Genomic DNA, 11,704 nt, shown 5'->3' on the forward strand with positions numbered 1-11,704 from the left:
TGGCGAAAACCATTGCACATTCCGCACGGGTCGCTGGCCTGCAACTACTGGCTCAGAAAAAATGAAAACGATTTTAGTACTCTGCACGGGCAATTCGGCCCGGTCGCAAATGGCCCACGGCTACCTTCAGTATTTTGCCGGTGACCGCGCTACGGTTTACAGCGCCGGAGTAGCTCCGCACGGTGTCAATCCATTAGCCATTCAGGTCATGGCCGAAGACGGTGTCGATATTTCGCACCATACCTCCAATCACGTCGACGAGTACCTGAATATTCCAATCGACTTCGTCATTACCGTTTGCGACAACGCCCGCGAACAGTGCCCCTATTTTCCATCCACGGCGGAGATGATTCATCATAGTTTTACGGACCCTTCTCACGCGCCGGAAAGCGATAGACTGGCGCAGTTTCGCGTGGTCCGGGACCAGATCAGGCAGTACAGTGAGCAATTCATCAACGAACGGCTGACCGAGTCGGTGGGCGTGTAAGCCAGGACGGGACGTGTGCCCCCGGACTGCACTCTGACCCCGGACGGCACCCTAGCCCCCGGATTGCAATCCGGGGATATCCACAGTCAACCCCTTCAGGGTTGGTTACCTGAGGGGTTGACTTGGCAGGCTTGCCGTCCTGCGCTGCTGGTGTTGGTAGTAGTCTCCTTCAGGGTTGGTTACCTGAGGGGTTGACTTGGCGGGGACTTCTTCGTGCTAGTTGATTGCGACCAGACGCTGTGGGGCGGCTACCAAAACGGGTGTGCCAAGCTGCACCTGTTTAACGATGCTGGCACCACTAGCCGACCTGATTTCCAATTCGTAATTGCCACTTGGCAGATCATCCACATTGAGCTGCAAACGAGCCTGGGTTTGTCGCTTGCCTACCTGCTGCGTAAACAGATAATTGCTCTGACCGGCTTCCCGCAAGCGGATACTGACCGATTCGGCTGTCGTCTTATCGACAGCCAGCTTGATCTTATTATTCTTCGTGATGTAAATACTGGCGTCGAAGGAAGCGGGTTTTGTCGGGTTTGCTGGATTGGCCAACAAAGGTGTGGCGCTTAAAAAGAGGGCGGCAACTGTTTTAGCAAAAGCGGAAGTAAGTAAGTTGTTCATGGCAGTATGTTGTTGTTTAATGTGATTTTCAAGTTCACATAGTATATGCCAACAAGCATGCCAACAGATTAATATAACTGATAGTCAATAGTTTATGGAAAATACTCTCTTGCCAGCCTGTACGATAGCGGACAAACCGGGTCCGCTATCGTACAAGTTTGTCCGGTTGTGAACCAGAAACCAAAATAAGCAGATCGAGCACTTACCTACGCTTCATTTGCCGTACTGCTCAATCAATAAACAGATGATACCGGAATCTGCTCGGCTTTTGAAAAAGCGGTTTTATACCCGGCTTCGATCCGTGCAAGTTCAATTCGTTTTCCCTGAAGGGCAAGCGCCTTATGAAGACCTACCAGCGACCACCCATTGCCGGGATGATGTTCCAGATCCTCCCGATACACGGCTTCAGCCTCTTTCGCTTTTTTCAGTTTAAGCAGATAAGCACCCAAAAATTGCCGGGCCGGCAGCGGCCAGTCGCTGGGTTCGGTATAGATCAGTTTATCTTCCAGGCTGATAGCCTTATCGAGGGCCGCGAAAGCCGGATCATATGCCTTTTGAGCGAACTGTAGTGAAGCGTCCAGAATGTGTCCGGCCATGCGGGCTACGGGCAGGGGCGCATTGAAGGGAATACGTCGCTTCTCGAGAATGGGGTCAAGCAGTCGCTCTTGAAGCTGCCTGAGTTCCTGCTGAGCTTCCGTCGTTTTCCCGAGTGCCACCAGCGCCATCCCCCGCGAAAAATGATCCAGCAACATAGCATAGGTCCAGTCGTTCTGTGGTTTTGGTGCCGCCAGAATCTCCTTCCATTTACCCAATCTCACCAGTGTTAGCGAGGGTAACATGTACAGGTATTGATCGTAGGTATTCCCGGCTACCGGCGAGACGGATTTACGGCAGCGAAGTGCGTCTTTCAAGCCAATTTCGTACATACCGCCCGACAGCGCGCAGTAGGTCTGAACGGCAAAGTAATGGGGCGAATGCTTTGCCAGACTCAGATGAGCCGCCAGCGAATCATAGACCGATAAGTTGTCATCAGCGTTGTCATTGACCATTACACCCTGCTCAAAAAGCCCGTTTCGCTGGTATTCGTGGCTCGCCATGTGAACCATATGCGCAACGCCGGGCAGCAGTGTTTTGAGCTTATCGGCGCTGGGTAAGGCTACTTCGGGTTGCCGGGAGGCTTCGGTTAAGTGGATTTGGTAATGCAGCGCAGCCGGATGATTCGGGTATTGTTTCAGTACATTCCCGGTTAGGTCGACGACTTCCTGTGTCCAGGCTTTGGGCTTTCCATCGGGCGTCCAGAAATCCCAGGCATGGATCAACATGATAGCGTCTACATAAAGCATCTTAATGTCCGGGTCGTCAAATTCGGTGATCAGTTCTTTAGTCGCCGACGCGTAAGCTTCGTTGAGTTTTCTTCGATCTTCCCCAGCCATATCGGACGCGTATCGGGTGTTCATCACCTGAATCAGCCTTTTCTCTTTTGCACTGGCATTGGAGCTTAGTTCGTTCATGCGGGCCAGAATCGTGGGCATGTCGGCGGGAACGGTGTAGGTATGAGCCGCATTGTAATAGGGCCCTCCCGCCAGTGCCTGCCCCCACCAGGCCATTGGGCAGGCAGGGTCCAGACGAGCGGCTTCTTTAAAGGAAGCCATCGCTTCCTTCATGTGGTAGCTGTAGTACATCGTCAGGCCCTGGTTGAAGTAGAACCGGGTACTATCCGATCGGGTAGAAATCGGATACGAATGATTTCCCCAACCCGGCAGAGGAACCATAAATTTTCCGTTCTCCAGTCGGTTGATACGGCCGCTGGTTTCCGTTCCGCACATGGTAATGTATGGACTGGTCTCCGCTACGAAGGAGGGCTTGAGAACTAAAAAAGCGGTTAGAAAAAGGGGCAGGAGTAAAACCCAAAAAACAGCTTTCATATTGGTATATATTTTCGGAAGGGAATCAACTAACTCGGCACAGATGGCTATTCGTGAGGAATATAGGCATTTTCGCTAGGTTTCGCACACGAGGTCCTAACAAACGGTCGCACAGCCTCTCGGAGAAAACGCCTGCTCACCAGCCGTAAAGTCCATTTTACAACCGCCCAATCATTTCCCGAATCAACGCCGTTAGTTTCGGTTCAGCCAGGGCAGCGGCTGCCAGAATCTTACGTAATTCGGCTTTTTCCAGTGTATCGGGGAAACATAAATCGGTAATGACCGACACGCCGAAAACGTCCATCCTGAGTTGATTCGCCACGATCACTTCCGGCACTGTCGACATCCCTACTACGTCGGCACCCCATTGGCGCAGCATCCGGTATTCGGCCCGCGTTTCCAGCTGCGGCCCCGTTACACCCATGTATACCCCGCGCCTGAGTGGGATTTCCAGATCGGCGGCAGTCGAAAAAGCGAGGTCAATCAATGCTTTTCGGTACGGCTCGCTCATATCGGGAAACCGCTCACCGAAAATGGGCGGATTCGCACAAATCAGTGGATTTTCCGGTAGCAGCAGACTAATATGGTCCTCGATCACCATCAGATCGCTGGTTTGAAAAGCGGGGTTCATCCCACCGGCTGCATTGGAAACGAACAGTGTTTGTATACCCAGGGCGTGCATTACCCGCACCGGGAATGTGACCTGCTGCATGGTGTAACCCTCGTAGTAATGAAAACGCCCCTGCATCACTACCACCGATTTACCGGCCAACGTGCCAACCAATAACTTACCGGAGTGAAATTCAACCGTCGAGAGGGGAAAATGAGGAATCGTCTCGTAGGGAATGGTCGTCTCAATATCCAGCTCATGGGCGAGGGCGCCAAGGCCGGTTCCGAGAATGATGCCAATGGCTGGCCGAAGATTTATTTTCGATTGAATAAACTGAGCGGCTTCCTGAATCTGTTCGAGCATAATGCGAAGCGGAGTATCTTTTCCTGAAAAGTAACGACCTGCCGGCTTAAGCAGCCAGACAGTCGAATTTGTGCATAGGCGCTAAAGTACCTTTTCTCGAAGACAATCCCTTAGGGGCAAACTTACCTATCTGATAATAAAACAAATTTCAATAAAAATAATAATAGTTCTTGCTTTGCTTAAACGATTAACTTTATATTTGTCTGACTTTAACAACGGACCCTACCAGTTCCACCAACAAAGTAGTTTAATCCGATAAACGGAGCATGAGTAAGACAAAGGTGTCTATAAAAGATATAGCCCAAAAAGCGGGTGTCTCCACTGCTTTAGTGTCTTATGTATTAAATGGAAAGGAAAAAGAGAGTCGGGTTGGGCAGGAAATAGCTGCGAAGGTGAGGCAGATAGCGGCCGAATTAAACTACCAGCCGAGCCATCTGGCCAAGAGTTTACGAAGCGGTAAAACGCATACCATCGGCCTGATCATTGCCGATATATCGAACCCGTTCTTCGCCAACATTGCCCGGGTGGTTGAAGATGAAGCAAAACGAAACGGATATACAGTCATTATCGGCAGCTCAGATGAAAACGCCGATAAGTCGCGGGATTTACTGGACGTTCTGATCAACCGGCAAGTGGATGGATTTATCATTGTCTCTTCCGAAGATTCGGAGGATCAGATTCGCTTCCTCAATGACAACAATATACCCGTCGTATTGCTGGATCGGTATTTCCCGGAAATACCCACCGATTTCGTTTCAACGGACCATTATCAGGCATCGTATGACGCAGGTACTCACTTAGTCAGAAATCAGTACAAACACATTGGCATGATCGCCTACGATTCGCAGCTGTTTCACATGCAGGAACGGATCAGAGGGTATCAGGACGCGCTTAACGACAATCACGTACAGGCCCACGAGCACTGGCTGAAACGAATCAAAATCAGCGCTATCGATACCGGCGTTAAAGCCGCCATTGACACGATGCTGGCCACCAACCAGCCCGTCGACGCGCTGTTGTTTGCCACTTATAGCCTGGCCGTCAGCGGACTGAAATATATAAATGAATTAGGGATCAGTGTGCCGGACGATCTGGCCATCGTCAGTTTCGGACAAGCGGAGGTATTTGAACTGTACTACTGCCCGATCACCTACCTGAAGCAACCCATTGTGCTGTTAGGCCAGACGGCTGTTGACTTGTTAATGAAAAAAATAACCCATAAACCCACCGAGCCCGCGCAGATACTCATGAAAGCAGAATTGATCGAACGAGCCTCGTCAAAAACAAAGAAAATCCTGAAAACTTAGTTTTATACCTTTGCTTAAACGTTTAAGCGAGAACCTTATAGTGCCTATTCCTAAACCAACAGATTACCCTTCTACCGCCAATGGTGTCAGGTCTAAGCACCTGACACCACGGCAGTAACCTATCAAAACCTTTTCTGACCCTACTTGACAACCCTTAACAACCCCTAACCTTACTTAACCACCTCTGACTATTCCTACCCCTTAACTTTATGGAAAGACGAAACTTTCTCAAGTCGGCGCTCGTCGGTTCAACTGCTCTCTGTGCGGGTTGGCCGACGAGTCTGGCCCAGGCACCCCCCAAACTTAAAATAACAAAAATCAGGTACTACAGTGCCCCCGGCTACAACAAGCCCTTATTCAACCAGGCGCGCGGCATTGTCGAGATTTACACCGATGGCGGCATTATCGGCATTGGCGAAGGTGGCTCCAAAGACATGATTGAGCAGTGCGCCCAGATGATGATCGGCGAAAACCCGTTCCGTATCGAGCACATCTGGCAAAACGTGTACCGGGGCATGTTCTATCCCCCTGGTCGGGAGAAGCTGCACGCGCTGGGTGCCCTGGAAATGGCCCTCTGGGACCTTAAGGGCAAGGCTCTGGGCGTTCCCGTCTACGAGTTGCTCGGCGGAGCCACCCGCGATTATGTCGAATGTTACGCCACGGGTTTTCGGGCTTCCAAAGCCAAAACCGAGGAAGAACGGGCCAGAGACTGCATAGAGGCCGGTTTGCGCGCCTATCGCATTGGTCCTACCGGCGGCAACGGCGAACAGCCCTTCGACTTCTACGACAACGCAAAGAAAACGATCGAGATCTGCAAACGCATCGACGCAGCCGTTGGCGGGGGCGGCAAGTGGGCCCTCGACCTGCACACCCGCTTCGACACCACCGAGGGCATCAAGATCTGCAAGGCGCTGGAAAATCTGGAACCTTACTTCGTGGAAGACATTGTCCGCTCCGAAAATTCGGCCGTGTACAAGACCGTCCGCCAGATGACCACCGTACCCATTGCCGTAGGCGAACAATTTGGCGACCGCTGGGACATTAACGAGTTCATTGAACAGCGGCTGATCGACTACACGCGCGTTACTTTACCGAATACCGGCGGTATCGGGGAGTTTAAAAAGATAGCCTCTTTGTGCGAAACGCACTACGCCGGCATGATTCCGCACTTCACCGGGCCACTGTCTACGGCGGCTCTGGTACACGTTCTGGGCTCCAGCAGCCCTACCCGCTGCCTGATGGAGCTGGGTGGTGGCGAGCCCGAGCGACCTGCCTACTTCAATGAAGATTTTATAAACTTCAAAAACGGAAAGCTCTACCTGAACCCCGAGCCGGGGCTGGGCGTCAAATTCGACCCCAAGAAGGCAACGTTTGTACTGGAGGTAGCGGCTAAAACCGAGTTCCCTCATCCGATTCTGAAAAGCCCCGACGGCGCCATCCACAACTGGTAAGCATCCCCCTCATACAACCTGAAGATCGATTAAAAGCCTGACCAGGTAGCCCCTTCTTTCTCTGTTTTAGGCAGGGTTGGGGTAACTCATTTCATTGCAATCAGAAATTAGAACTATATCAATTTCATTCATTGATATTTAAGGACAGTTCAGTACCAATTCCGCTACCCTAAATCTCTGTTACACATGAATAAAGCTCTAATCTTTCTTTGTTGTCTGCTTCTGAGTTGCGGTCTGGCATATGCCCAGACGAACCGAATAACCGGTAAGGTAACCGGTACGGACAAGCAGCCATTACCCGGTGTGAACGTTCTCGTTAGTGGTACATCCATTGGTACGGCGACGGATGCTTCGGGCAACTACGCCATCAATGCACCGGCCAATGCCTCGCTGATCTTCTCCTATATCAGTTACGTCAGTCAGACAGTACCCGTCAGTAATCGCTCGGTCGTGAACGTCGAACTGGCCGAAGATGCCAAGGCTATTGATGAAGTGGTGGTAACCGCGCTCGGGATCAAACGGGAAGCCAAGACGCTGGGCTACGCCACCGCAACGGTCAATGCCGAACAGATCAACGTAAACCGGACACCCAATTTTATGAGTGGGCTACAGGGCAAAATGGCCGGGGTTAACATCACGTCTATGGGAACAGGCCCCGCCGGAACGGCTAAAATCCGCATTAGGGGCCAGTCGTCGTTTAGCGGACAGAATAACCCGCTGATTGTGGTAAACGGGGTACCGATCGACAATTCCAACTACTCCCTCGGGGGTGACTTCGGTAACCGGGCGTCCAACAGTTCGGACGGTGGCGATGGCCTGAGCAGCATTAACCCCGATGATATTGAGACCATGACCGTACTGAAAGGGGCTACGGCCGCTGCCCTGTATGGGTCGCGCGCTAAAGACGGCGTGGTCATGATTACGACCAAAAGCCGGGGATCGGGCAAAGGATTTGGCGTGACTTACAACGCCAATTTCACGACCGACACACCGCTGGATTTCACCGATTTCCAGTACGAATACGGGCAGGGTGAAGGTGGCAAACGGCCAACCGACCGCAACCCGACCTCCGGCGTGTGGAGCTTCGGGGAGAAGTTCCAGCCGGGCATGACGCAGATTCTGTTCGATAACAAAACATACCCCTACGAGCCCGTCTACAACCGGGTGCGGCAGTTTTACCGCGTCGGCACTAACTTCACCAATACCGTAACGGTATCGAACAACGGCCAGAACGGCGGCTTCAGCCTGTCCTTTGGCAACACCGACAACCGGGGCATCATGGAAAACAACACCTTCAACCGGAAGGTGATCAACCTGGGGTTTACACAGAACATTACACCCAAACTCACTGCACTGGGAAATATCAATTACTCGCTGGAAAATAACGTCAACCCACCCCAGCTCAATACCCAGGACCTGTCGGTCTCGACGGTGATTTTCACACTGGCCAACTCGATGCCTTTCGATGCTCTGCGCGACAACCAGACGTTACCCAACGGTGATGAGTTCGTTTTCTCACGGTTTCTGGTCCGTAACAACCCCTACTATTCCATGAGCCATAAATTCGAGAACGTCAATCGAAATCGGCTTTTCGGAAATGTGGCTCTTAAATACCAGTTCACCGACTGGCTGTACGCACAGGCCCGTTTGGCACAGGACTACTATGTGCGAAACCAGGAATACAACATTCCGAACGGCTACGCCCCGATTGCCCGCGCTCCGGTGGGATTCGTAAACGGTTCCTACACACAGGATGTCCGACAGAATACCGAACGGAACCTCGATTTGATCCTCGGCATAAACAAGACGTTTGGCACCATCGGCGTAGATGTGACGCTGGGTGGCAACCACCGCTACGCCCGCAGCGACTACAACAGTGTATCGGTGCAGGACTTTGTGCAGCCGGGACTGTATACCGTCATGAACGGACGCATCAAAGACCCGCTCTACAGTCTGGCGGAGAAAAAGATCAATTCTGTATTTGGAGCGGCTACGGTATCCTACAAGGATTTCCTGTTTTTGAGCGCCACGGCCCGCAATGACTGGTTTTCAACACTGGCTCCCTCCAACCGAAGCATTCTGTACCCATCCGTAACAAGTAGTTTCGTGTTCTCCCAGGCGTTCGATAACATGCCCGCCTGGCTATCGTTCGGGAAGTTGCGCGCGGCCTATGCGCAGGTCGGCTCGGACAACGTCGACCCCTACTCCAACGCGCTGTATTTTTCGGTGGATAACAACTCCTTCCCGAACCCCTCCGGGGCGCTGGTACCCGTGGGCGGCATCAACGCAACGGTTGTTCCCAATAAAAACCTGCGTCCGCTGCGCATTCAGGAAGCCGAAGTGGGGCTGGAGTTGAAGCTGTTCGCCAACAAAGTAGGCTTCGACTTCACGTACTACCACAAAACGACGGACGACCAGATTCTGGCCGCTCAGGTTTCCGATGCCTCGTCGTACACCAGCAAGCTGATCAACGTAGGCCGGAGTATGAACCAGGGGCTTGAGATGCTGCTGACCTTCTCGCCCGTCCGGACGACTGCGTTCCGCTGGGATGTCAGCGCCAACGTGTCGTACAATACCTCCAAAGTGCTGAAACTTGGCTTATCGCCCAACGATACTGTCATTACGGTCAGCAGTGGCGGTGGCCGCACACTCAATCAGGTAGTGGGCAAGCCCATCGGGCAGTTGTACACCTTCACCTACCTGCGGGATGCACAGGGTCGGCAGGTGTTCGACGCCAACAGCGGAATGCCGCTTCGGAACAACACGCTCAAGAACGTAGGTAATGCGTTGCCCAGTTATTTCGGTGGTATTACCAACACCTTCACGTACCGGGGCATCGTACTGTCGGCGCTGATCGACTTCAAACTGGGCCATAAAATGATTGCGGGCCGCAACATCAACTACATGCGTCACGGCCTATCGAAACGGACATTACCGGGTCGGGACGTGGGGTATGTGATCGGCAACGGGGTCAATCCAAACGGAGAAATCAACCAGACGAGAGCTGCCGTGCAGCCCTTCTATGAGTCAATCAATCCACTGGGTATCAATGAAGATTTTGTGTTCAACGCCGGGTTCTGGAAACTGCGTCAAATTTCTCTGGGCTACGATTTCGATAAGATCCTGCCCCAACGGTTTTTCCTGAAAGGCCTGCGGCTGAATGCAGTGGCCAACAACGTCCTGATCATCAAAAAGTGGACGGAAAACATGGACCCTGAAGAAGTGCTTGTTTCGTCGGACAACGCCGTGGGGCTGGATTTCTGGCCGGGCCTGCCGCCAACCCGCAGCATTGGTTTCAACCTGAACGCCCGCTTCTAATCTTTTCTGTCATTTCCCGCAATGACAAACCCAAACGACAGAAATCATGAAAACAAATCTAAAATATATACTTTCCTTACTCCTCTCGCTAAGTCTGCTTTCGGGCTGTGATGAAGGGTTTACCGAATTGAATACGAACCGGGTAAACCCGACGGCACTGGCTCCTTCGCTGGTGCTCAACAAAGCCATTATCAGTACCACCTACCTCGATGGCTTTGGCACGCTGGGTATGCTGACGTACAACTTCGGCATTGTGCAGCAGATTATTACACCTTACGGCAGCTCGCTATCGGGGGCTAACTACGACCAGGTTAACGGGAGCAATACCCCGCTGGTGTGGGTTAACTTCTACCGGAATGTGCTTAAGCAGTTGGTTGCCGTGCTGGAACAGACCAAAAATGACCCGCTCCAGTCCAATACCTACAACCAGGCCCGCATCTGGAAAGCGTACATCTTTATGATCCTGACCGATACCTACGGCGATATACCGTACTTCGAAGCGGGACAGGGGTACACAAACGAGATCATCTCCCCCAAATACGACGCCCAACAGGCGATTTACAAGGATATCCTGAAAGAGTTTGAGGAAGCATCGGCCGCGCTGACCACGGCACAGTCGCCCGTCGTTACGGATATTCTGTACGGGGGTGACGTTGCCAGATGGAAAAAGCTTGGCTATTCGTTCATGCTGCGGGCCGCCATGCGGTTAACCAAAGTCGATCCCGCCACGGCGCAATCCTACGTAGCCAAAGCCGTAGCGGGGGGCGTGTTCCAGTCCAACGCCGACAACTCGATTATCCGGCACACGGCTATTTACAACAACTATATTGCCAATCACCTGGCCGCCCGCGAAAAAACCAATTTCTACCTCGCGGCTCCGTTTGTCAATTACCTGAAAGAGAACAACGACCCGCGTCTGCCCATTTTTGCAGTGCGCTACGTAGGGGCCAAAGGCGGACAGGAACAAACAGCTGCCCGTGCCTCCTCCGACCCGAAAGTACAGATCGGGATGCCAATGGGCTACAATGATGTGTCCATTACAACGACACTGGCCCAAAACGGAGTAGCCAGCCTGTGGGATTATAGCCAGGTAAACCTGAACACCGTACTCAAGCTGGACGCTCCCGAGTTTCACATCACCTATTCGCAGGTGCAGCTGCTGCTGGCCGAAGCCGCCGTTCGGGGCTGGGTACAGGGAACGGCGGCCGACTATTACGCCAAAGGTATCCGGGCCAATCTGGAACAGATGGCGTCTTACGGATCAGCCGTTCCGGAAGCGGATATTAAAGCGTATCTGGATACGCACCCCCTGGATGCGGCCAAAGCGCTGGAGTTGATAAATACGCAGTACTGGGTTGCGACCTTCCTGGATGGCAATGAGTCCTTCGCCAACTTCCGGCGCAGCGGCTTCCCTGCGCTCAAGAAAAACCCATACCCCGGCTCCGAAGTGAAAGGCGACTTCATCCGACGTATGCCCTACCCGGACAGCGAAATCGTCGTCAATTCGGCCAATCTAAACGAAGCCATCACCCGGCAGGGACCAAACACGCTCGACACACGGGTGTGGTGGGATAAGAAGTAGGGGTTTACCCCTACCCGCATACTTACAACCTATTAACCTTTCT

Annotated in this window: 8 protein-coding genes; 5 read left to right on the plus strand and 3 right to left on the minus strand. The window is 52.5% G+C overall.

The features are described from left to right. Positions 1–61: 61 nt before the first annotated feature. Positions 62–487, plus strand: a complete 426-nt coding sequence (locus tag ACYVJM_RS09645; protein WP_461148013.1) for an arsenate reductase ArsC — start codon at positions 62–64, stop codon at positions 485–487. A 216-nt stretch (positions 488–703) separates the two neighbouring features. On the opposite strand, the gene ACYVJM_RS09650 is transcribed toward ACYVJM_RS09645, so the two are convergent. The 3 genes from ACYVJM_RS09650 to ACYVJM_RS09660 all read right to left on the minus strand — a co-directional run bounded on the left by ACYVJM_RS09650 (position 704) and on the right by ACYVJM_RS09660 (position 4,003). Beyond that, positions 704–1,105 carry a hypothetical protein gene (locus ACYVJM_RS09650; RefSeq protein WP_461148014.1) on the minus strand — a complete coding sequence of 134 codons (402 nt, stop codon included), beginning with the start codon at positions 1,103–1,105 and terminating at the stop codon, positions 704–706. 233 nt (positions 1,106–1,338) lie between these two features. Further along, positions 1,339–3,030, minus strand: coding sequence for a tetratricopeptide repeat protein (locus tag ACYVJM_RS09655; RefSeq protein WP_461148015.1), 1,692 nt, complete (start codon positions 3,028–3,030; stop codon positions 1,339–1,341). A 157-nt stretch (positions 3,031–3,187) separates the two neighbouring features. Beyond that, entirely contained in the window at positions 3,188–4,003 is an 816-nt protein-coding gene (locus ACYVJM_RS09660; protein ID WP_461148016.1) for a purine-nucleoside phosphorylase, read from the minus strand. A gap of 266 nt (positions 4,004–4,269) precedes the next feature. Between ACYVJM_RS09660 and ACYVJM_RS09665 the strand changes: the two genes are divergently transcribed. The 4 genes from ACYVJM_RS09665 to ACYVJM_RS09680 all read left to right on the plus strand — a co-directional run bounded on the left by ACYVJM_RS09665 (position 4,270) and on the right by ACYVJM_RS09680 (position 11,661). Then, entirely contained in the window at positions 4,270–5,310 is a 1,041-nt protein-coding gene (locus ACYVJM_RS09665; protein ID WP_461148017.1) for a LacI family DNA-binding transcriptional regulator, read from the plus strand. A gap of 209 nt (positions 5,311–5,519) precedes the next feature. After that, positions 5,520–6,761, plus strand: coding sequence for a mandelate racemase/muconate lactonizing enzyme family protein (locus tag ACYVJM_RS09670; RefSeq protein ID WP_461148018.1), 1,242 nt, complete (start codon positions 5,520–5,522; stop codon positions 6,759–6,761). A gap of 186 nt (positions 6,762–6,947) precedes the next feature. Beyond that, entirely contained in the window at positions 6,948–10,079 is a 3,132-nt protein-coding gene (locus tag ACYVJM_RS09675) for a SusC/RagA family TonB-linked outer membrane protein (RefSeq protein ID WP_461148019.1), read from the plus strand. Positions 10,080–10,125: 46 nt separating this feature from the next. After that, positions 10,126–11,661: a SusD/RagB family nutrient-binding outer membrane lipoprotein gene (locus tag ACYVJM_RS09680; RefSeq protein ID WP_461148020.1), complete on the plus strand. Its 1,536-nt coding sequence runs from the start codon at positions 10,126–10,128 to the stop codon at positions 11,659–11,661. Positions 11,662–11,704 lie beyond the last annotated feature (43 nt).

Source organism: Spirosoma pulveris, assembly GCF_054781875.1.

What these genes read in the sequence shown, in the direction of transcription:
- ACYVJM_RS09670 (WP_461148018.1), top strand. Translation starts at nt 5,520, where the DNA reads ATGGAAAGACGAAACTTTCTCAAGTCGGCGCTCGTCGGTTCAACTGCT.
- ACYVJM_RS09650 (WP_461148014.1), bottom strand. Translation starts at nt 1,105, where the DNA reads ATGAACAACTTACTTACTTCCGCTTTTGCTAAAACAGTTGCCGCCCTC.
- ACYVJM_RS09665 (WP_461148017.1), top strand. Translation starts at nt 4,270, where the DNA reads ATGAGTAAGACAAAGGTGTCTATAAAAGATATAGCCCAAAAAGCGGGT.
- ACYVJM_RS09645 (WP_461148013.1), top strand. Translation starts at nt 62, where the DNA reads ATGAAAACGATTTTAGTACTCTGCACGGGCAATTCGGCCCGGTCGCAA.
- ACYVJM_RS09675 (WP_461148019.1), top strand. Translation starts at nt 6,948, where the DNA reads ATGAATAAAGCTCTAATCTTTCTTTGTTGTCTGCTTCTGAGTTGCGGT.
- ACYVJM_RS09660 (WP_461148016.1), bottom strand. Translation starts at nt 4,003, where the DNA reads ATGCTCGAACAGATTCAGGAAGCCGCTCAGTTTATTCAATCGAAAATA.
- ACYVJM_RS09680 (WP_461148020.1), top strand. Translation starts at nt 10,126, where the DNA reads ATGAAAACAAATCTAAAATATATACTTTCCTTACTCCTCTCGCTAAGT.
- ACYVJM_RS09655 (WP_461148015.1), bottom strand. Translation starts at nt 3,030, where the DNA reads ATGAAAGCTGTTTTTTGGGTTTTACTCCTGCCCCTTTTTCTAACCGCT.